The organism is Micromonospora sp. NPDC005553 (assembly GCF_042871765.1).
GTDB lineage: Bacteria > Actinomycetota > Actinomycetes > Mycobacteriales > Micromonosporaceae > Micromonospora.
Map to the genome: position 1 here is coordinate 500,911 of NZ_JBIAJD010000005.1, position 21,380 is coordinate 522,290.

Sequence of the window (21,380 nt, forward strand, 5' to 3'; positions counted from 1 at the left end):
TTGCCTCCTAGAGGTGCGCCGAGGCGAGGGCCTGGGCGACGTGATCGGTGGCAGTGATCGCCCCGTAGGCGACCAACCGCACGAGGTCGGCGTCGGCGGGGTGGGAGAGCCGCCAGAGAGCGACGTCACCCGGGCTGATCGCGCCGGGCGCGAACGCCGCCAGCAACGCGATACGCGTCCCGATGCGGTCCGCGCCCGGCACGTCCCGGACCAGGTCGACGGCCCAGTCCGCTGGCCGCGCCGGGAACTGCCCGTCCTCCCAGCGCACCGTGGCCGTGACGGTCTGGCGCGCCACAGCGCCCAGCAGGTCCCCACCCCGGGTGGCGGCGTTCCGCAGCGACGCGTAGGCGACACCCACCGGGCTGTCCCCCGCCCAGGCAGGAGGTGATGCCGTCGGGTCGACGTCGAGCAGCGAAAGGCTTCGGCCGGGCTCCTTCGACTCCCGGGCCGCCCTGGCGTAGAGCCGGCCCCCGACCGAGCGCACCAGCGGGGAGCGTTGCAGGCCGCCGGGGAGCAGATCGGGATCGAGCAACGCGGAGACGACCCGGTTGATGAAGTGGAAGGCGAGCAGGGTGCCGGTGATCTCCGGGCCGTGGGTGCTGGTCCAGTCGGCGGATCTGGGGCTGCGGCTCGCCTGCGCCCAGCCGACGAGCGCGGCGTACCTCGGCTCGGCGGGCGTCTCGCCTCGGGCGACGGTCTCCGCCAGCTTCGGTGCGCCCAGCGCGTGCAGCAGCAGCACGTGGGCGTCGACGCAGAACTGACAGCGGTTGGCCCGGGAGACCGAAGCCGCGACGAGTTCGCGGTCGACCCGGGGCGCGTCCCCGGCGAGCAGCGCCTCCCGCATCAGCGCCCAGGTCGCGGCCAGCACCTCCGGCACGGCCGAGAGCGCCTGAAAGGTCGGCAACGGCCCGAGAAAGTCGTCGCGCATCTGTTGGTAGACGGCTGCGGTGCGGCCGGTGGCCGCCCTCGTCGGTGTGGGGGCGAAGAAGCGGTATGTCATGGGCTCGATGCTTGTTCCGGCGGGCCGGGAAAGCGTCGTGCCGTCGCAGACACTTGCCGCGCCGCTCATACCGGGTCCGTGGTACGCCGCAGCTACCACGCGCGCGGGATGCTCCACCGACGACTGCCGTTCTACAGTGCGACCATGCGCCGCGACCTCCCGTACGCCCTCGGCGGTCTCGCCCTCGGCGTCCTCCTGCTCGGCAACGCCGTGCTCACCCCGGACGCCGCGCCGGTCGAGGTGCTCGACGTCGCCCTGGTCCTCGCCACCGTGGTGGCCCTGGCGGCGTGCCGGCGATACCCGGTGGTGGCGCTGGGCGTGGTCACCGTCGCCATGCTGGCCGTTCACGTCCGGGTGCATCCTGGTGTGTCCGCCGCGTTCCCCGCCCTCTGCGCGGTCTACGTCAGCGCCTGGCAGGGCCACCGGTCGGCCGCCGCCGTGGCCAGCCTCGTCTTCCTCGGTAGCTTCCTGGCCAGCGACATCTCGATGGCGCCGGCCGGCCGACCAGGCCAACTGGTCGCCGAACGGACGGCCCTGCTGCTCGGCTGGTTCGTGGCGGCCAACGTCGCCGGCCTCGTCGCGCGGCAGCGCCGGGCGTACCTGGAGCAGGTCGAGCAGCGGGCCGTCGAGGCCGAACGCACCCGCGAGGAGATGGCGTTGCGCCGCGCCGGGGAGGAGCGCCTGCGCATCGCCCGCGACCTGCACGACTCCCTGACCCACAGCATCTCCGTGATCAAGGTGCAGGCGGGGATCGCCGTGCACCTGGCCCGCAAACACGGCGAGGAGCCGTCGGCCACGCTGCTGGCGATCCAGGAGGCCAGCGGTGCCGCGATGCGGGAACTCCGCACGACCCTCGACGTCCTCCGCGCACCGACCGACGGCGATCGGGTCGGGCTGGCCCGGGTGGACGAGCTGGCCGAGCGGACCCGGGCGGTCGGCGTACCGGTGCAGGTGACCGTCACCGGCCAGCGCGGAGACCTGCCCGACGAGGTCGACCAGGCCGGGTACCGGGTCATCCAGGAGGCGCTCACCAACGTGGCCCGCCACGCCGGGCCCGCGACCGCGCACATCCAGGTGGAGTACGCCCCGGCGGGGCTGACCGTCGCGGTCAGCGACGACGGCCGGGCGTCGCCGACCGAGCCGCTGACCCCGGGCGTGGGCCTGCGCGGCATGCGGGAGCGGGTCAGCGCCCTGGGCGGCACACTACGGACCGCCGCGCACGACGACCACGGGTTCACCGTACGGGCCACCTTCCCGCTGGACGGCCCACGATGACTGCCCGCCTCCGGCAGGAGCCGGGATGATCCGGGTGCTGCTCGCCGACGACCAGGCGCTGATGCGGGCCGGCTTCCGGGCACTGCTCGACGCCGAGGACCACCTGGAGGTCGTCGGCGAGGCGACCGACGGCACCTCGGCCGTCCACCTGTCCCGGAGTCTGCGCCCGGACGTCGTCCTGATGGACGTGCAGATGCCGGGCCTCGACGGCATCGAGGCCACCCGGCGCATCGCCGCCGATCCCGACCTGGCCGCGATCCGCGTTCTCATCCTCACCAACTACGGGCTCGACTCCTATGTGTTCGCCGCGCTCCGCGCGGGTGCCAGCGGTTTCCTCCTCAAGGACGCCGACCCCGCCGACCTGCTGCACGCCGTCACCGTCGTGGCGCGCGGTGACGCGCTGCTCGCACCGACGGTCACCCGCACACTGATCAGTGAGTTCGTGGCCGGACCACCGCCGGCCGTGCCGACCGCCGGACGCGACGTGCTGACCGCCCGCGAGCAGGAGATCGTCGAACTGGTCGCCCGTGGGCTGACCAACGACGAGATCGCCGCGCGCATGGTGATCAGTCCGCTGACCGCCAAGACACACGTCAACCGGGCGATGACGAAGCTGCACTGCCGCGACCGGGCCCAGTTGGTCGTGTGGGCGTACGAGTCGGGGCTGATCACGCCGCGTCGGCGGTGATCGCCGTCTCCGAGAGCCGAGTCGATCAACCCCCCTTGGGAACATGAGGGAGGGTCGACGCACTAGCATTGCCGCCGTCCGCGACGGCTCTGCTGAATCGAGGCGACATGCGTTGGCTCCGTCGATTGCTGGGCGGTAGGCGAGTCCAGCTCGACCCGGGACGCCAGCAGGCGCTGCTGCACGACGTCCAGTCCCGGTACGGCCCCCACGCGCGGGTCCGGTTCAACGAGCAGGTCGACGCGCTCACCGGCTCGCTCGACAGCGACGACGGCCTGGTGGTGGCGACCCGGATCGTGAGTCAGGTCGCCGACGAGGCCCACGTGGACCTTCAGGCCCAGGCGCAGGAGATCCACCGGCGGACGGGCCGACGGCTGCTGGTGCACCGCCGTAACTACCGGCCGCTGTGGAAGGAGGCGGGCCCGGCCCTGCGCTGGCCGCTGTTCGCGTTGCCGTGTGGCTTCCACCCGTACGCGCAGGTGGCCGCCGCCGTCACCGTGGTCGGCAAGCGGGCGCCCCGGCTCGACCGGGTGACCGACCCGAACCCGGTGGTGACCCGCGTGTTCGAGGTGCTCGACCTGACCACCTCCGGCTGGGAGTACGGCCGGGTGCGGGTGGACACCGACGCCGCCACCCTGGCCGATCGGCTGATCGTCAGCGCCGGGCAGGTCCTCGCGGCCATGGACGACCCGCCGCGACTGCCACCCGCGGTCCGGGAGCTGATGCGTCGCAACAATACCGTCGCCGTGCACGATCCGGCCGGTCCTCGGGCGGTCGGCGGGATCAACCTGGGCGCGCGGATGCGGGAGGAGTTCCTGGTCTGAGCGCCCTCAGGCGCTACTGCTCGAAGCCCCGACGGGCGAGATGCACGACGACGTCGGCGGAAAGCTCCACCGTCTCGGGCAGGATCCGCTCGATCTGGCTGAAGACCTGCTCCTGCTTCGAGGTCGGCAGCTCGAGGTACGCCGAGATCGTCGACAGATGCCCGACGTAGTCACGCGCACTCATCGTCAGCCGACGCGCGATCACGGTCTGCTGCACATCGGTGAACCACTCGGACCGTTGGAGCTCGGTGCCCGGCCACTGCATGGCCTGCTCCGGGGGCGTGCCGTCGGGCGAGGGAATCTCGTCGCTCTCCAGGAAGGGCGCCCGGGCGGCGCGGACAGCGTCCGCCACCGCCGGGTCGACCAGCTGGGTGGGTCCACCGAACGAGGCGAACACGCCGCCGGGTTCCAGCAGCGCGGCCATCCGCGGCCACCGCCCCTGCGGTGTCGTCCAGTGCAGGGCCGCCGCCGCGTAGACCAGGTGGTACGTCTCGCCGGGCCGCAAGTCCTCGAACGCGGCCCGCACGGTGTGGACGCCTGCTGGCACGTGCTTGTGCAGCTCGGCGAGCATGGCCCCGTCCGGCTCCGTCGCGGTGACAGTGACGCCCGCTGCGGCGAACAGCCGGGTCGCCTTGCCCGTGCCGGCGCCGATCTCCAGCGCCGTTCGAACGGGCCGGCCCGCGTACGTCAGCACCAGGTCGACAAGCTCGCCGGGGTACCCCGGTCGGTACCGTTCGTATTGTCTGGCCACCATTCCGAAGCTCAGTGCGCGAGCAGGCATGCTGCCAATCCTGTCACCGCTCGCGTCGGTGACGCCCGATCTTCCGCGCGAACGGGTCGGCTGCGTGCGGCGTGACGACAACTGCGCGCAACCGCTTGCCGGTCCGCCGAACACCGCTCGACCATGGGCGGATGGGGCCGGAGCGTCGGGTGATCGTCGGAGTCGACGTGGGCACCAGTGCCGTGCGGGCTGTCGCGTTCGCACTGGACGGCACCGCCAGACACGTCGCGACGCGGGAGTACCCACTGCTTGAGCCGATACCCGGCTGGCAGGTACAGGACCCGGACGTGCTGATGGCGGCCACACTGGCGGCGATGTCCGCGTGTGTGGCCGGCACCGCCGGGGCGGAGGTGGTCGCCGTCGCGCTCAGCTCCGCCAGGTACGGCCTGATCGGGCTGGACGCGGCCATGACGCCGGTGACGCCGCTGCTGACCCGGCGCGACAGGCGGTCGTCGGAGGCGGCCCGCGAGTTGCGGTTGTCCGGCCAGAGCCGGGAACTGCACCGGTTGACGGGCACACCCGTGCACCCGATGAACCCGCTCTGCAAGCTGCTGTGGTTCGCCCGCCACGAGCCGCGGCTCTGCACGGCGACGCGGTGGTGGATCGGCCTCAAGGACTACGTGGTCCATCGGCTGACGGGGATGTTGGTGACCGACTTGTCCTCGGCATCGGGCACGGGGATGTTCGACGTGCACCGTCGGCTGTGGAGTTCCGCCGTACTCGATCTCGCCGGGGTGTCCGAGAGTCAGCTGCCCCCGGTGCTGCCCACGACGGCGGTGTTGCGGTTGTCGGCGATGGCCGGGCGCGTGGTCGGCCTGCCCTCCGGCACCCCGGTCGTCGTCGGTGCGGGTGACGGTCCGTTGCGGAGTCTGGGCGCGGCGGCGACCGACCCCACCGTCGGTGGCCTGACGCTCGGGGCCACCGGGGCCCTGCGAACGGTCGTCGAGGCTCCCCTCACCGACCCGGCGGAACCCTTCTCCTGCGGTGCGTTGACCGACGATGCGTGGGTTGTCGGCGGCGCGCTCAGCAACGGCGGCAACGTCGTACGGTGGGCGGGACGTGTCCTCGGTGACGACGGGGCCGCGCCCGCGCTCCTGGATCTCGCCGAGCGGATCGCACCGGGCAGCGACGGTCTCGTGATGTTGCCCTATCTGCGGGCCGACGAGGTCCCGCCGCAGGGGTGCGGCCCGCCGGGCGCGTTCCTGGGACTGCGCAGCGAGCACTCGCGCGGTCACCTGGTCCGGGCCGCCGTGGAGGGCGTCTGCCTGCAACTCGGTGGTGTCCGGGACCGGCTGGCCGAGCTGACGCCGATCGGCAGCGTCCGCCTGACCGGTGGCGCCTTCCGGTCTCCGCTGTGGCGCGCGGTGATGGCGGCGGTCCTGGACTGCCCGGTCCGCGTCGCGGGGGCTGCGGACCACGTCACCCTCGGCGCGGCGGCGCTCGGGCTCTTCGCGATCGGCCACACCTCCGACCTCAAGGAGGCGGTCACCCAGCTCGATCCCGGAGTCGCCAGCGGCGAGCCCGTCGCGGTCGACCCGGCTCTCGTCGCGGCCTATCGCGGTCTGCGGACGAGCTTGCCCGCGCTCCTCACGGTCGCGGGTCGCCTGGGCGAGATCCTCGACGAGGCGGCCACCACCGGCCTCAGTGCTCGGGCTCGTCCTTGACCCGCGCCACCAGCTGGGTCGGGTTGACGTAGCGCAGCGCGACGACGAGCAGGACCAGCATCATCGAGGTGTAGATGACCGCCATGGCGTCGACCGACTGCTGAGCCCTGATCCCGGACGCGGACATCGAGTAGTAGAGCGCCACCACCAGGGTCTGCGAGTCCGGCCCCGCGGTCAGGAAGGTGAGCTCGAACATGCCCACGGTGCGGACCAGCACGAGGATCGCGGAGGCGAGGATGCCCGGCACGAGCAGCGGCGTGAGGATCCGGAGGAACACCGTCCGCAGGCCCGCGCCGCACATACGTGCGGCGCTCTCAATCCTCGGGTCGATCTGCTCGATGAACGGGGTCATGGTCAGGATGACGAAGGGCACCGACGGCACCAGGTTGGCGAGCACCACCCCGGACATGTGCCCGGCCAGGCCGAACTTGTAGAGGACTGTCGCCAGCGGGATGCCGTACGTGATCGGGGGCATCAGGATGGGCAGCAGGAACACCAGGAAGATCAGCCGTTTACCGGGGAACGAGCGCCGCGCGAGGGCGTAGGCGGCCGGCACGCCGATCACCAGCGAGAGACCCACGACGAGTACGGAGACCTCCAGCGTCACGACGATGACCTGGAGCAGCGCGAATTCGTCCCAGGCTCGGGCGTACCAGTCGGTGGTGTAGCCGTCCGGGAGCCAGGTGTCGAACCAGCGCCGGCCGAACGAGCTGACCAGCACGGACGCCACGACGCCCAGCAGGTTGAGGAAGAAGAAGATGACGACGCCCCACACGATCCAGGCGGCCGGGCGGGCGGCGATGCGCCGCCGTCGGTCGGTGCTGGTGGCGGGGGGTCGCGCTGGTGGGGCCTGGGTGCTCGTTGCCATCAGCCCTTGCCTCCGGTGGAGCCGGTGTAGAAGCGGCTACGGGCGGCCAGCACCACAGCGATGATGACCAGCTCGACGAAGCCCATGATCATGGCGATCGCCGACGCGTACGGGTAGTCGTACTGCTCGTAGGCCGCCTGGTAGGCGGCGAGGGAGATGACCCGGGTCTCCCCGGCCGGGTTGCCGACCAGAACGGCCGACGGGAACACGCTGAACGCCAGGACGAACGTCAGGCAGAAGGTCGTGGCGAGACCGGGCATCAGCAGCGGCAGGGTGATCCGGGTGAACCGTCGACGCCAGTCCGCGCCCAGCGTCGCGGCCGCCCGTTCCAGGGTCGGGTCGATGCCGGACAGGTACGACAGCACCAGCAGGAACGCGAACGGAAAGCCGGTGATCACCAGCGAGAAGAACACCCCCCAGTAGTTGTGGGTCAGCCGCACCGGCTCGTCGACGAGGTTGCTGGCCAGCAGGATCCGGTTGAACCAGCCGGTCGGGCCGAGGAAGTTCAGCAACCCCTGTGCGGTGAGGACCGTGCCGAGCGTGATCGGCACGACCAGCAGCGTGGTGACCAGCCGCTTGCCCCGGAACCGGCCACGCATCCGGTAGGCGATCGGCACCGCGGCAAGGACGTTCAGGAGCGCGGCGGGCAACGCGATCCGCAGCGTGATCCAGATCGTGCCGCGTTCGTAGGAGTCGGAAAAGAACCGGGCGTAGTCGCTGAACGGCCCGCCTCTGGTCGGCTGGAACGAGAGCGTCAGCCCGTAGAAGAACGGGTAGAGGAACAGGGCGATGACGAAGACCAGGGCCGGGACCAGCAACCAGAGCTGACGATCGACGCCCCGCTCGGCGAAGCGGTGCTGCCAGTGCGCCAGCGGTCTCCCGGGCCCGGCGCCACTCACCGCGTCGCCCCCGAGGCGTCCGCGAGGCGGTCGGGCTGCGCCGACGCGTCGGCGGGATAGACGAGCAGCCGCTGCGGGTCGACGGCGAGCTTGACCTGGTCGCCCGGCGCGATCCGCTGCTCGGTCCGCAGGTGCAGCAGCAGCCCGGCGTCGGTGCGCGCCTCGGCCGCCAACTCGCGGCCCTGGTACTCCACCACCTCGACAGTCGCCGACATGGCGTTGCGGGTCTCGCCGGGCCCGTCGACGCGGATGTCCTCGGGGCGTACCGCGACCACGACGTCCGCGCCGGGCTGGATGCCCCCCACCACCTCGCCGAGCAGGCGATGGCCGGACGACTCGACGGTGGCCCGGCCGCCGTCGGACTGCTCCACCCGCCCCCTCCACAGGTTGCGGTAGCCCATGAAGTCGGCGACGTGCCAGTTCGCCGGTCGGGTGTGCAGCTCACGCGGCGAGCCGATCTGCTGCACCCGCCCCTCCCGCAGCACCACCAGCCGGTCGGCCAGGGACAGCGCCTCCTCCTGGTCGTGGGTCACGTAGACGGTGGTGAGCCCCAACGACTGGTGCAGCCGGCGGATCTCGGTCCGCATCTCCAGGCGCAGTTTGGCGTCGAGGTTGCTCAGCGGCTCGTCCATCAACACCAGGGACGGCTCGAACACGACGGCGCGGGCGATCGCGACGCGTTGCTGCTGGCCACCCGAGAGCTGACCGGGCAGCTTGTCGACGTGGTCCTCCAACCGCACCAGCCGCACCGCCTCCGCCGTACGCCGGCGCGTCTCCTCCTTGGGTAGCCGCCGCATCCGCAGCCCGAAGGCGATGTTCGCCCGGACCGTCAGGTGCGGAAAGAGGGCGTAGCTCTGGAACACCATGCCGAAGCCGCGCCGCTCCGGCGGGAGCGTGTCGATGCGGCGCTCGTCCTGCCAGATGCTCCCCGCCGTCAACGGCAGCAGCCCGGCCAGGCAGTTCAACGCCGTCGACTTGCCGCAGCCGGACGGGCCGAGCAGGGCGATGAACTCCCCCGCCTCGATCGTCAGGTCCAGCTCGGTGAGCGCGGCCTGACCACCGAAGCGGCGGGACACGCCGTCCAGGCGAAGCCGGGTGAAGGCGCTCATCCCTGCTTGACCTTGCCGCCGCCGATCTCGCGGTCCCAGCGGCTGAACGCCGCCACCAGGCTCTTCGCGTCGAGCGGGACCTCGGTCGGGTTTCCGGCGATCAGCGCGTCGTACTCGGGGCGACCGAACTCCCGGATCGCGTCCTGGCTCTTCTGCGGCGCCGACGAGAGCTGAACCTCCTTGATCGCCGGGCCCGGGTAGAAGTAACCCTCGTCGTACGCCTTCGCCTGCTGCTCAGGGGTGAGCATGAACGCCAGCAGGGCCAGCACCGCGGCCTGGGTGTCGGTCGACACGCCCTTGGGCAGGACGGCGTAGTGCGCGTCGGTGACCCAGTGGAAGCCGTCGATCGGGGTGATCCTGGCCTCCTTGGGCACCGTGCCGAGCACCCGCGGGTTGATGTCCCAACCGGTTGTGCTGACGATCAGATGCGCGGTGCCGTTGGCGAGGTTCTTCATCGTCTCGGTGGTGCCGGACGGGTAGTAGTCGACGTACTGGCCCAACTCCTTGAGGAAGGCCCACGTCTTGTCCCAGCCCGCGGTGGGGTCCTTGGGGTTCGTGTCCCCCAGGATGTAGGGCAGACCCATCAGGAACGTCCGCCCCGGCCCGGAGTTGGCCGGCCGGGCGTACTGGAATTTCCGGGGGTTGGCTCTGGCCCAGGCGAGCAGCGCGTCCGCGCTGGTGGGTGGCGTCGCCAGGCGGGACGGCAGATATTCGAGCAGCGGACCTGACGGGTAGTAGGTGACGGTGACGCCCGCGTTGCCGGCGAGCTTCTGCATAGCGGCGGCCGGTGCCAGATAGTTGCTCATGGCGCCGAGGCGGTCCTGGAAGGTTGGCAACACGTCGATCCAGAGCCCCTGCTCGATCCCGGCGGCCAGGCCGTCGACGCCGGTCAGCACGAGGCCGATGTCCACCCGGTCCGCCCCCTGCTGGGCCTTGATCTTCCCGGCCAGCTCGGGCGCCGGCGCCTTCGAATAGGTCACCCGGGAGATCACGTCGGGGTTCTTCGAGACGAACTCGTCGATCATTGCCTGGGTCAGCTGGAGGTTGCCCGCCACGTCGAGGACGTTGAGCGTGACGGCCCTACCGGGCCGCTGCGGCACCTCACCGGTGCTGTCGCCCTTGTTGTCGCCGGGGGCCTCGGGTGCCCCACACCCGACCGCGCCCACCAGGAGCGACGATGCCGTGACCAGGAGAGCGCCGCGCCGTGAGATACCCATGAGCCGTTCCCTCCGCCAGGTGTCATCAGTGCTGATTGAGGCAGCCGGCGCACCGCGGCGGCAACGGGTTGCCATGTATTGCCTCGCGCGAATGTGTTGGGCCGCTGGATTGTTGCGGGGGCATTGCCGAGTATTCACGGCCGTCATACCATGATCACGGCGCGTAGCCGGGAGGAGCATGCAGATGCCCGACCACACCAGGCCGCCGGAAAAGCGAGTCACGATCTACGACGTCGCCCTTGAGGCGGACGTCTCACCGTCCACGGTGTCCCGCGCCTTCTCCCGACCGAGTCGCGTCAACTCCGAGACCGCCGAACGGATCCGGCAGGTCGCCGAGCGGCTGGGCTACCGGACCAACCCGCTTCCTCGCGCCCTCACGACGTCGCGCACGCAGATGATCGCGCTGGTCATCGCCGACATCACGAACCCGGTGTACGCCGGGATCGTGCGCGGGGCGCAGGAGACGGCGATGCACAACGAGTACACCATGGTGCTCATCGACGCCCAGGAGTCCGACCGGGTGGAGCGGGCGGCGATCGAACGCACGATGTCGACAGTCGACGGCATCGTGCTCGCCAGCAGCCGGATGTCGGACTCGGCAATCCGGATGTTCGCCAAGCAGCGGCCGGTGGTGGTCCTCAACCGCTCCGTCGCCGACGTGCCCTGCGTCGTGACGGACAACCCCCGTGGGGTCCGGCGGGCCGCCGAGCACCTCGGGGAACTGGGGCACGACCACATCACCTACGTCGCGGGGCCGCAGGCGTCCTGGCCGAACGGCATCCGCTGGCGGTCGTTGCTCGAAGCCGGCATGGAACTCGAAATCAAGGTGCGCCAGATCGGCCCGTTCAGCCCGACCATCGAGGGTGGCGAACGGGCCGCCGAGGAGCTGCGCGCTCGTCCCGCGACCGCCATCCTCGCCTTCAACGACCAGATGGCGATCGGGCTCATCCGGGGCCTCACCCGGATGGGCGTCGACGTTCCGGGCGACGTCAGCATCGTGGGTTTCGACAACACTCTCGCCGCCGACATCGTCACACCCGGGCTCACCACGGTCGCGGCACCGTTCTACGCGGAGGGTTCCGCGGCGACCCGGCACCTGCTCACGATGATCGAGGGCGCCCCCGGGCACACCGGACGGCCGATGGTCCTGCCGGTACGCCTCGTTGTCCGCCACTCGACGGCCGCCCGCGACCGGAAAGCGGGTCGCCCCCGACCGTGGGTACGGCAGCGGCCGGCGCTCGCCGCGAGCCTGCCACCTCCCTCGGAGCAGTGAACACGTCCTCGAGAGCGACCCGTTCGAGGGCGAAGGCAGCTATCGAGGGCCGAGCCCTGTCTTTCCGTCAATCAGCTCACGCACGACGTCGAGGTGACCCGCATGGCGTGCGGTCTCCTCGATCATGTGCAGAACGATGCGCCGCAGGTCGGTGACCTCGTCTCCGAGCCATCCTGGATGACGCACGCGCACAGGCGCAGACAGTGGCGTAGAGGCGAGGACAGCGTTGGATCGCTCGCACTGCGCGCGGTAGAACGCGAAGACCACCGATGGTGGTCGTGGGGTGGTCAGGGGGGTGTGGTCGTCGTCCGGCCAGGCCAGCGGCTGGGTGGAGCCGGTGGCGATCTCCTGGAACCAGTGCCGCTCGGCGTAGCCGAGGTGTTCCACGAGGCCCAACGGCGTCCATCCCGAGGGCAGGACGGCGGTGGTCAAGGCTTCGAGGTCAAGGCCGTCAACAATCGCGAGGACGCTGGCACGTTGCGCCTCCAGGAACATCAACAGTGCGTTCTTCTCGCCGTCTTCCACCCCGACCCACGCCCTTCCTGGTAAGAACAATGATTTCTGTCGGGACACCTCGCCCGGAGCTCCGATGGCTGAACCGCCGCTCAGTCGAGCCAGCAGATCACCGCGGCAGCCTACGTACCGGCTACGACAATTCGCGGACAGCACCGAGATTCCCGCAGCCATGTTCCACCATGTCGAGGTCGGCTCTCGCGGAACGTGTCGGGGAGATTGGGGCCGCACGGGCCGCGACAAGAAACGACAACTCGTTGCCGAGGCACGGCCCCACCGAGCACCATCGACGCGCACCCATCTGTCGACGTCGTCGTGCTCCCGCGCCGGGCGCACGACGACGAGTGGACGAACGAGGAGACGGCGATGATCCGAGGCTCGACGCCCAGGCTACGACGGACCCTCATCGTGCTGGGCACGGCACTGGCCACCGTCGCGGCCACCCTCACGGTCGCCACCACCACGCCGGTCGCCGCGGCCCCGTCGCCGGACGACTACAACGGCTCCGACCTGTGGCTGCGCTACGTACCGGTCGACGACGCGAAGCTGCGCAGTGACTACCTCCGCGCGGCCACGGCGATCGTGGTCGAGAATGCCGACGCCACGAAGGTCCACCGGCACACGACGGACCTCGCCATGGCCCCCGATTCGAGCGAGAAGCTCGCCGAGACCACGCTGGGCGCCGCCCGGGACGAACTGGTCCGCGGTCTGGGCGGGCTGCTCGGTCAGCCGACGCCCGTCGCGACGGTCGACGGCGGCACGGTCCCGGACGGCGCGGTCGTGGTGGGCACGCCCATGAGTTCGCCGCTGGTGGGCCGCACCATCGCGACCCGCGACCTGGCCAAGGTGGGCGACGAGGGCTACCTCGTCCGGTCGGTGTCGAGGGGCGGCGCACACTTCACCGTCATCGCCGGCAACACCGACCTCGGTGCGCTGTACGGCACCTTCGCCTTCCTCCGGTTGCTACAGACCCGGAAACCCATCGACCACCTCCGCGTCGCGGAGTCACCCAAGATCAAGCATCGGTTGCTGAACAACTGGGAGACCGAGCGTCTCTACGCGGGCAACAACGCCTCCGGGCTGGGCGGGCTGAACGGGGAGAGCGGGGCGATCTTCAACTTCGCCGCGACCGGTGCCAGCGCCGGCCGGAACCTGCCCGTCATTCTCGACCGCTACCTCGTCATGGCCCGCGCGTTGGCGTCCCTGGGCATCAACGGCATCACCATCAACAACGTCAACGCCGACAACGCGTACCTGACGAGTACCCGCATCGCGCAGGAGGCGGCCCTCGCCGACGCGCTGCGTCCGTACGGCATCAGGTTGGGCCTGTCGATCCGCTACACCGCACCGACCGACAGCCGGTTCGCGCCGGACACCCTGACCAACAGTCAACTCGATCCGTACGGCGCGGACTTCCGGGGATGGTGGCACCGCCGGGCCCAGCAGATCCAGGCCGCGATCCCGGACTTCATGGGCCTCACCGTCAAGGCCAACTCCGAGGGCCAGCCGGGGCCACAGGACTTCGGGTACGACCACGGTGACGGCGCCAATGCCATCGCCGCCGCGGTCGCGCCGCTCGGCATGACAGTGCACTGGCGGACGTTCGTCTACAACGCCGAGGTCGACAACGACCGGCTCAAGCGGGCCTACCTGGAGTTCGGGCCGATCGACGACGAGGTCCAGCCGGACGGCAGCCGGGGACGCTTCGCCGACAACGTGTTCCTCCAGACCAAGAACGGACCACTGGACTTCCAGGCCCGGGAGCCCGTCCACCCGATGTTCGGCCGGATGGAGAACACCAACCAGGCCCTCGAACTCCAGATCACGCAGGAGTACACCGGCCAGAACTGGATGCTGGCCTACCTCGGCCCGATGTACGAGGAGATCCTCAAGACCGACACGTACGCGACCGACGCGAACGGGAAGCTGCTCAAGAAGCGCCTGGTCGGCAACATCGTCGACGGGACCGCCCAGCACCACCCGGACACCGCCATCGTGGGTGTCGCCAACCTCGGCAACGCGGACAACCTGACCGGGCACCACTTCGCCCAGGCGAACCTCTTCGCCTTCGGACGTCAGGCATGGGACTGGACGCTCGACTCGGCGGACATCGCGACCGACTGGACGCGGATGACCTGGAGCAACGACCGGCGTGTCCTCGACACCATCCATCGCATGATGATGGGCTCGTGGGAGTCGCTGGTCAGCTACCAGACCCCGCTGGGCATCGGCCACCAGTTCGCCGAGGGCGCCCACTACCGCCCCGACCCCGCCGACTGGGCGGGCCGCGACGACTGGAGCCCGATCTACTACAACAAGGCCGACAGCGTCGGTCTGGGCTTCGACCGCTCCCCCACCGGCAGTAACCTGGCCGCCCAGTACTTCCCCCGGTTGCAGCAGCGCTACGGGAACATCAACTCGGTCCCGGAGAACCTGCTGATGTGGTTCCACCACGTGCCGTGGGGCCATCGGATGGACAGCGGCCGGACGTTCTGGGACGAGTTGGTCTACCGCTACCAGATGGGTGTGCAGTACGTGACCTGGATGCGGGAGACCTGGGACGCGCTGCAACCCGACATCGACGCACGCCGGTTCGCCGAGGTACGCGCCAAGCTGGCGGTGCACGAGGCGGACGCCGCCGACTGGCGCGACACCTCGGTGAACTACTGGAAGGAGTTCACCGGACGGGACATCCCGGTCGACGACGCGCCACTGTCGGCGACGATCGTCGTCAACGGAAAGAGGTTCGGCGGCTTCAACCTGTCGGACACCTCGTACACCATCCCGCTGCCGGCCGGTGCGTCGCCGACCATCACGAAGGTGCGGACGGCCGACCGGAAGGCCCGCTACGAGGTCATCTCCCAGGCGGCCGACGTACCCGGTCAGGCGGTCGTCAAGGTCACGACGGAGAGCTTCTTCGGCCCCCTGGTGAAGAACTACGTCTTCAACCTGGTGCCCGACACGACGCTGAAGGCCCTGCGCGTCGACGGCAGGCGTCTGGCGTCCCTCGCGCCGACGGTGCTGCGCTACAACGCCCTCACGCCGGCCGGCAGCACCACCGCGCCGACGGTCACCGCCAGCGCCGCCGACCCCGCCGCCACGGTCGCTGTCGAGCAGGCGACCAGCCCCACCGGGCAGGCCCGGGTCACCGTCACCAACGGCGGAGCCTCGTCGGTCTACACGGTGGACCTGAACACCACGATCGCCGGCAGCGACGAGTTCGACTCGGCCCAGCTCGGCCCGCAGTGGCAGTGGGTCCGGCCGGACGAGCGCAGCAGGCGTGTCGCCGACGGGTCCCTGGTCATCACCGCGCAACAGGGCGACCTCCAGGGCACTGTGAACACCGCGAGGAACCTGGCCCTCCAGAACGTCGACGGTGACTGGACCGCCGAGTCCAGGGTCGTCTTCTCCCGCCCACTCGCCGCCAACAACGAGCAGGGCGGTGTTCTCGGGTACGCCGACGACAACAACTACGTGAAGCTCGCCTGGGAGATGGGGAACGCGACAGCCGCCGTCAACAAGACCCGGATCGTCTTCCTGCGCGAACAGAACGGCACGGCGTCCACCCTGGAGATCACCGGAGCCGATGCCCAGCGCATCGTCGGGGCCGACGGCGCCGTCTGGCTGCGACTGACCAAGGTCGGGGCCAGCTACCGCGCCTACTACTCCACCGACGGAAGCGTCTACCGCTACATCGGCACCCAGACGCTGAACGCCGAGGTGACGAGGGCCGGGCTGTCGGCCTTCAACCGGGCCGGCACCTCCACCGACCTCGACGTCGCCTTCGACTACTTCCGGATCGGGAGCCGCGGGGAGCGCATCCGCTAGACGAGGGGGTAACCGACGGTCAGCGCCGACCGCCGACCGCCGATCGCGACCGGGCCCGTCCCCAGGTGGGACGGGCCCGGTCGTGCTCCCCCGAGCAGGATTCGTTGCCGTCAGCCCCCGATCGCGATGGCGAAGATGTGCATGGTCGGCACGTTCGTCGCGGGACGGGCGCTGATGTTCGGCAACACGACCGAGGCCACTGCCTTGCTCTGCAACGCCACACCGACGTAGTAGACGCACGCGGCGGTGTTCTGACGGCCGTTGTTGGGCCGGTTCTGGTACGCGGACACGATGGCCGCGGTGCCCCCGGAGTGCGGCCCGCCGTACCAGTCCGGCGAGCTCAACGTGAACGTCTGGCGGGTGCCGTCGGCGTAGACCACAGTGCCGGTCCCCGACACCGCTCCGTAGGTGCCGGTCAGCAGGAAGCCGAGCGTGCTGCCGGTGCCGGTCACGCCGATGGTCTGACCCGAGGCGATGGCGTTGTCGGCGGCCCCGGAGCTGACGTTGGGCCAGCGGAAGTTGACCCCGTTGCGGCTCACCGTGCCGCCCGCGCTCGCACCAGCCTGCGCGAGGGCCTGCGCGGAGAGCGAGGCCCCACCGCCGTCGAAGTTCCCGACGTTGGTGTTGCTGTCGCTGGTGATGCCGACGTTGCTGAAGCTCTGCTCCAACGTCGGAGAGGTGGTGCCACCGGAACTGGTGACCCGGTAGGTACGCCCGGCCTGCACGGTGACCTCGATCAGGTCGGACTCGATCCGGGTGGTCCGCGCCGCCGTACCGTCGGCGGTGTCGACCACGGTGACGGTGCCGGTCAGGATCCGGGAGCGCAGGCGGACGGTGCCGGCCCGGTCCGGTCGGACGAGGATCTCGGTGGCCAGGCCGCTCGCCCAGGTGATGCCGACCGTGTGCCCACCCCGACCGCGCAGGCCGGTCACCCGCCCGCTCGGCCAGGCCGGCGGCAGCGCGGGCAGGACGTGCAGCTCGCCGGTGTGGCTCTGCAACAGCATCTCGGCGATGCCGGCGGTGGCGCCGAAGTTGCCGTCGATCTGGAACGGCGGGTGCAGGTCGAACATGTTGGGCGCGAGTCGCGCGGTGGTGGCGAGGTAGCGGATCAGGTCGTGGGCCCGCTTGCCCTCCTCCATCCGCGCCCAGAAGTTGATTTTCCAGGCCAGGGACCAACCGGTGCCGTCGTCACCGCGCAGCGCCAGGGTCCGCCGGGCCGCCTCGAACAGCTGTGGGGTGCCGCGCTTGGTGATCTGGTTGCTGGGGGCCAGCCCGTACAGGTGCGAGATGTGCCGATGGTTGGGCTCGGTCTCCACCCAGTCGTAGAGCCACTCCATGATGTTGCCGCGCGAGCCGACCTTCATCGGGGGGAGCCGGTCCCGGGTGGCACGCACCTGGGCCCGGAAGGTGCTGTCCACGTCGAGGATCTCGCTCGCCCGGGCGACGCCGTCGAACAGGTCCCGCAGGATCTGGTTGTCCATGGTGGGGCCGGCGCAGACGCTGGCGTTCGAGTGGTGACTCAGCTCTGGTGAGTTCGAGGGGTTCGTCACCAGGTAACCGAGGGTCGGCTCGGTCACCAGGGTGTTGAGGAAGAACTGCGCGGCGCCCTTCATGGCCGGGTAGTTCGTCCGCAGGAACTCGATGTCGCCGTTGAACAGGTAGTGGTCCCAGATCAACGTGGACAGCCAGGCGCCGCCGGTCTGCCACATGCCCCAGAACGCGCCGTCGACCACCGCGGTGGCCCGCCACGCGTCCGTGTTGTGGTGGGTGACCCAGCCGCCGGCCCCGTACTGCACCTGGGCGGTCCGTGCTCCGGCGACGGCGAGATCTCTGACCATGTCGAAGACCGGGTTGTGGCACTCGGCCAGGTTCGTGGTGTTGGCCGGCCAGTAGTTCATCGGCAGGTTGGCGTTGATCGTGTACTTCGAGTCCCAGGATGGGGTCAGCGAGTCGTTCCAGATGCCCTGGAGGTTTGCCGGTTGGGTGCCGGGCCGCGAGGACGAGATCAGCAGGTACCTGCCGAACTGGAACAGCAGCGCCGAGAACTGCGGGTCGTTGACGCTGTTGTGCTGGGCGATCCGGACGTCCGTCGTCTGGTCGGCCGCGGACGTGCGGCCCAGATCCAGGCTGACCCGGTTGAACAGAGCCTGGTAGTCGGCCACGTGCCGGCTGCGCAACTGGTCGTAGCTGCTGGCCCGCGCGCTGGTGAGCCGCTGCCGGGCGATGCCCTGGTAGTCGCCGCCGACGTTGCGGTAGTTGACGTAGCTGGAGCCGATGGAGATCAGCAGGACCACGCTGTTGGCGTTCGTCACCCGCAGGGTGCCACCGGAACTGGACACACTGCCGCCGCTGATCGTCGCGTTGGCGAGGGCGAGGAAGCGGACCTGGCCGGTGACGCCCTCCATGTTTCCGGAGACGCCGTCGAGGCCGATGGTGGTGCCGTCGGGGCTGGACACCGACGTCCGCTGCGGGCTGTCGAAGGTGGCGGTGAAGCTGATCGAGCCGGTCCGGTCGGCGGTCAGTCGCATGGCGATGACCTGATCCGGCGCGCTCGCGAACACCTCCCGTTGGTGGCGAACGCCGTTGAGCACGTACGACGTCGTCACGGTGGCGGTGGTGAGGTCGAGCGTCCGGTCGTACTGTGACGCTCCGCTGGCGGAACCGAACGCGAGCCGGAGGTTGCCGACGGTCTGGTAGGCGAGCTGACCACCGGGGTTGCCCATCATGGTCTGGTTGATCAGATCCTGGGCCTGGGTCCACTGGTTCGCGTTGACCAGCCGCCGGATCTCCGGCAGCGCCGCCGCGCCTCGGGTGTTGCTGGGATCGTGCGGCCCACCGGCCCAGACGGTGTCCTCGTTGAGCTGAAGCCGCTCGGTGTCGACGTTGCCGAAGACCATCGCGCCGAGCCGGCCGTTGCCGATCGGCAGCGCCCGCAGCCAGTCGGTGCCGGCCCCTTCGTCATACCAGAGGGCGAGGTCCCCGGCGGCCAACACCTGCGGCGGGGCCGCCGCGTCGGCCTTGGCCACCGCGGTCCAGGGCACGGGCAGGAGAGCACCGCCCGCGCCGGCTGCGCCGACCTTGAGGGCCTGCCGTCGGGTCAGGTCTGACATCGATCCTCCAAACGGTGGCCAGTCCGGCCACCCCGAAGCGTGACAACTATGGGACTCGACATGGGGATCCGCTTGGTGGGGCCAACCGGGACCCTGCCTGAGCAGGCCGACGCCGGGCCTTGGCGCGCCAGACATCTGATGTGTTTCGGGAAGGTTACTCCGGGGGCACAGAATAGGCAACGGTCGATCGATCGATCGATACGGTGACCATCTGGCCGGTCAGCAAGATGCACGGGCAGATGGGCAGCGTCACGCAGACTCGGCACCGCGCAGCGATCCGCCAGAATCACGCCGACGAGCACTCACCCCGATGGACATACATCGGATGTACGCAGGCGGGCAGTCGAGCCAGCCGTTACACAAGATCCGACGTGCGCCTTCAAGTGGCAGCGCAACCCCGGTGGGTCCGAGAGCACGGATCGCGGACTGAGGCTCCCGTACGCAATCGGGTTGTTCTCTGCCGGCGCACGGGTGACCATGGGCGGCATGGCGGGAGCTCGGGGGTGAGATCGCCTCTTCAAGGTGGACTACCGCCCGGCAGCGCGGTGGTGGTCGGGGCCGTCGTGGAGATCGCCTGCGACGAGTCGGGATTCTCGGGTACGAACCTGCTGCACTCGACCGCCCCGGTGATCACGCACGCGAGCGTCGACCTGGCCGTCGACGAGGCGGTCGCGCTCATCACCGCCCTGCGGTCCGGGTTCCGGTTCTCGCCGCACGAGCTCAAGTCCGGTCGGTTCCTGCGCGGTTCGGGTGCGCAGGAGGCACTGGAGTGGTTTCTGGCGGCGCTCGCCGGCCGCGCGCACGTCCACCTCATCGACAAGGAGTTCTTCCTCGTCACCCGAATTGTGGACTTCCTGCTGACCGAGCCGTCGTACGCGGCGGGCACCCACCTGGCTCGCGAGCACCATCCGGCGGCTCTCGCCCTGCACGAGGCCGGACGCGCGACCGGAGGTGACTGGGGCACCTTCCTGTCGGCGTTCGTCGATCTGGTCCGGATGAAGCGGCGACTCCCGGTCGACCAGACCATGCAGCGGTTCTTCCAGGCCCGGGACGCGCTGCGGCGACACGGCCTCGGCACGGTGGCCGACGCCGTCCTCGACGGACTCAGCCCGAACCACGTGCGGGCCGTGGTGGCCAGGCTCGACGTCGACGACCGCACGGTCCCTCCCCCACTGGAACCGCTGCTTCCGGCGCTGGCGGAGACGGTCCTGTCCTGGAGCGGCGGCCAGCGGCAGGTGCTGGTGACCCACGACGAGCAGAGCGCCCTGACGGCCGACCGCCTGACCCGCCTCCAGCGGGTGTTGGCCAACGGCTACGCGTCGGCCCCCGGCGCCGACCGGGCCGGGGCGTTGCCGAACGGGGTGTCGCCCCTGGCGGGGCTGGTGATGGTCGACTCCCGCGACGATCCACGCGTGCAGGTAGCGGATCTCCTCGCCGGAGTGGCCCGGCGGATGCCCGGCATCATCGACGACGCGCTCCGTCAGCCGCCGCCGGCTCCCGCAGGGGGACGGGCAGCCGAGTCATGATCAGCACGGGCCCGGAGGGTCTGCGTGGTCGCCGAGTCAGCGGGAAAGAACGCCTCGACGGCCAACCCGGCGACTGTGACCTCCCGCGGCGTACCGAAGAGGGTCGTGGTGCTGACGAAGGACAACTCCTGGTCACCGTGCCGGTAGCGCAGCGGGACGAGAACACGTGAGAGGGCATCGCCTGGCGGTGTCGTCTCGACGTCGCCACCGGGATAGCCGCGAAGCTCCTCGTGCAGGTCGTACAGGATCGGGTCGTTGGTTGTCGCCGCCTGCTGGTGCAGCCGTTTCAGCAGGTGGGCACGCCACTCGGGCAGGTTGACGATGCGCGGTGCCAGACCGTCGGGGTGCAGGCTGAGGCGCAGCACGTTGATCGGTGGAGTGAGCAGGTGGGGCTGCGCGTCCATGGTGAACAGGGCGACGGCGGGGTTGGCGTCGACGAGGTGCCAGTGCTGGTCGACGAGCAGCGCAGGGTACGGGCTGTGACCATCGAGGATCCGCCGTATGGCAGCCCGGACCGGTGTCAGCTCGGGGTCGCCCAGTTCGTGGCGCGGGAAGGCAGGCGCGTAGCCGCCGGCCAGCAGCATCGTGTTGCGCTCGGCCAGCGGCATCTCCAGGTGTTCGGCCAGCCGCAGGATGAGGTCGGGACTCGGCCGGGACCGCCCGGTCTCGACGAAGCTCAGGTGCCGGGCCGACACTCCCGCCTCGATCGACAGGTCGAGCTGGCTCATTCCGCGAGTCCGGCGCCAGTCGCGCAGCAGCTCCCCCACTGGTCGCCCGTGCCGGGTCGAGATCGTCACTCACCGACAGT

At 70.2% G+C, this 21,380-nt stretch carries 16 protein-coding genes; 7 read left to right on the forward strand and 9 right to left on the reverse strand.

Annotation, left to right across the window (positions count from 1 at the left end; all coding sequences use genetic code 11):
* Window positions 1–7: 7 nt before the first annotated feature.
* Window positions 8–1,000 carry a carboxymuconolactone decarboxylase family protein gene (locus ACFYPG_RS23145; protein WP_355008583.1) on the reverse strand — a complete coding sequence of 331 codons (993 nt, stop codon included), beginning with the start codon at window positions 998–1,000 and terminating at the stop codon, window positions 8–10.
* Between the two features lie 144 nt (window positions 1,001–1,144).
* Here ACFYPG_RS23145 and ACFYPG_RS23150 point away from each other — a divergent pair, with 144 nt between their 5' ends.
* The 3 genes from ACFYPG_RS23150 to ACFYPG_RS23160 all read left to right on the forward strand — a co-directional run bounded on the left by ACFYPG_RS23150 (window position 1,145) and on the right by ACFYPG_RS23160 (window position 3,784).
* Window positions 1,145–2,275 (forward strand): sensor histidine kinase, encoded by a 1,131-nt coding sequence (locus tag ACFYPG_RS23150; protein WP_387353827.1) that lies wholly within the window; start codon window positions 1,145–1,147, stop codon window positions 2,273–2,275.
* A 25-nt stretch (window positions 2,276–2,300) separates the two neighbouring features.
* Window positions 2,301–2,963, forward strand: a complete 663-nt coding sequence (locus ACFYPG_RS23155; protein WP_355008581.1) for a response regulator transcription factor — start codon at window positions 2,301–2,303, stop codon at window positions 2,961–2,963.
* A gap of 107 nt (window positions 2,964–3,070) precedes the next feature.
* Window positions 3,071–3,784 carry a hypothetical protein gene (locus ACFYPG_RS23160; protein WP_355008580.1) on the forward strand — a complete coding sequence of 238 codons (714 nt, stop codon included), beginning with the start codon at window positions 3,071–3,073 and terminating at the stop codon, window positions 3,782–3,784.
* Between the two features lie 13 nt (window positions 3,785–3,797).
* On the opposite strand, the gene ACFYPG_RS23165 is transcribed toward ACFYPG_RS23160, so the two are convergent.
* Window positions 3,798–4,565, reverse strand: a complete 768-nt coding sequence (locus ACFYPG_RS23165; protein WP_387353828.1) for a class I SAM-dependent methyltransferase — start codon at window positions 4,563–4,565, stop codon at window positions 3,798–3,800.
* Between the two features lie 131 nt (window positions 4,566–4,696).
* Between ACFYPG_RS23165 and ACFYPG_RS23170 the strand changes: the two genes are divergently transcribed.
* A complete protein-coding gene (locus ACFYPG_RS23170; protein ID WP_387353829.1) occupies window positions 4,697–6,229 on the forward strand; it encodes a gluconokinase in 1,533 nt (510 codons plus the stop codon).
* Here the strand turns inward: ACFYPG_RS23170 and ACFYPG_RS23175 are convergent.
* From ACFYPG_RS23175 to ACFYPG_RS23190, 4 genes are read right to left on the reverse strand one after another with little or no spacing between them, the layout of a single operon-like run.
* Window positions 6,207–7,097 carry an ABC transporter permease gene (locus ACFYPG_RS23175; RefSeq protein WP_387353830.1) on the reverse strand — a complete coding sequence of 297 codons (891 nt, stop codon included), beginning with the start codon at window positions 7,095–7,097 and terminating at the stop codon, window positions 6,207–6,209. The genes ACFYPG_RS23170 and ACFYPG_RS23175 overlap by 23 nt on opposite strands.
* Entirely contained in the window at window positions 7,097–7,996 is a 900-nt protein-coding gene (locus ACFYPG_RS23180) for an ABC transporter permease (protein WP_387353831.1), read from the reverse strand. Before ACFYPG_RS23180 ends, ACFYPG_RS23175 begins: the two co-directional genes overlap by 1 nt.
* A complete protein-coding gene (locus ACFYPG_RS23185; protein WP_387353832.1) occupies window positions 7,993–9,105 on the reverse strand; it encodes an ABC transporter ATP-binding protein in 1,113 nt (370 codons plus the stop codon). The genes ACFYPG_RS23180 and ACFYPG_RS23185 overlap by 4 nt, the downstream gene beginning before the upstream one ends.
* The gene (locus tag ACFYPG_RS23190) at window positions 9,102–10,322 is read right to left on the reverse strand and encodes an ABC transporter substrate-binding protein (protein ID WP_387353833.1); all 1,221 of its coding nucleotides are present in this window, start codon (window positions 10,320–10,322) and stop codon (window positions 9,102–9,104) included. Before ACFYPG_RS23190 ends, ACFYPG_RS23185 begins: the two co-directional genes overlap by 4 nt.
* A gap of 184 nt (window positions 10,323–10,506) precedes the next feature.
* On the opposite strand from ACFYPG_RS23190, the gene ACFYPG_RS23195 reads away from it, so the two are divergent.
* A complete protein-coding gene (locus ACFYPG_RS23195; protein ID WP_387353834.1) occupies window positions 10,507–11,595 on the forward strand; it encodes a LacI family DNA-binding transcriptional regulator in 1,089 nt (362 codons plus the stop codon).
* Between the two features lie 39 nt (window positions 11,596–11,634).
* Here ACFYPG_RS23195 and ACFYPG_RS23200 read toward each other — a convergent pair whose 3' ends face one another.
* Window positions 11,635–12,120, reverse strand: a complete 486-nt coding sequence (locus ACFYPG_RS23200; protein ID WP_387353835.1) for a DinB family protein — start codon at window positions 12,118–12,120, stop codon at window positions 11,635–11,637.
* Between the two features lie 354 nt (window positions 12,121–12,474).
* Here ACFYPG_RS23200 and ACFYPG_RS23205 point away from each other — a divergent pair, with 354 nt between their 5' ends.
* Window positions 12,475–15,936, forward strand: coding sequence for an alpha-glucuronidase family glycosyl hydrolase (locus tag ACFYPG_RS23205; protein WP_387353836.1), 3,462 nt, complete (start codon window positions 12,475–12,477; stop codon window positions 15,934–15,936).
* Window positions 15,937–16,046: 110 nt separating this feature from the next.
* Here ACFYPG_RS23205 and ACFYPG_RS23210 read toward each other — a convergent pair whose 3' ends face one another.
* The gene (locus tag ACFYPG_RS23210) at window positions 16,047–19,046 is read right to left on the reverse strand and encodes a glycoside hydrolase N-terminal domain-containing protein (RefSeq protein WP_387353837.1); all 3,000 of its coding nucleotides are present in this window, start codon (window positions 19,044–19,046) and stop codon (window positions 16,047–16,049) included.
* 503 nt (window positions 19,047–19,549) lie between these two features.
* Between ACFYPG_RS23210 and ACFYPG_RS23215 the strand changes: the two genes are divergently transcribed.
* Complete coding sequence (locus tag ACFYPG_RS23215; RefSeq protein WP_355008570.1) at window positions 19,550–20,572, forward strand: hypothetical protein; 1,023 nt, start codon at window positions 19,550–19,552, stop codon at window positions 20,570–20,572.
* Here ACFYPG_RS23215 and ACFYPG_RS23220 read toward each other — a convergent pair.
* Window positions 20,527–21,369 (reverse strand): helix-turn-helix transcriptional regulator, encoded by an 843-nt coding sequence (locus tag ACFYPG_RS23220; RefSeq protein ID WP_355008569.1) that lies wholly within the window; start codon window positions 21,367–21,369, stop codon window positions 20,527–20,529. The two genes, ACFYPG_RS23215 and ACFYPG_RS23220, sit on opposite strands and share 46 nt — an antisense overlap.
* Window positions 21,370–21,380: the final 11 nt, after the last annotated feature.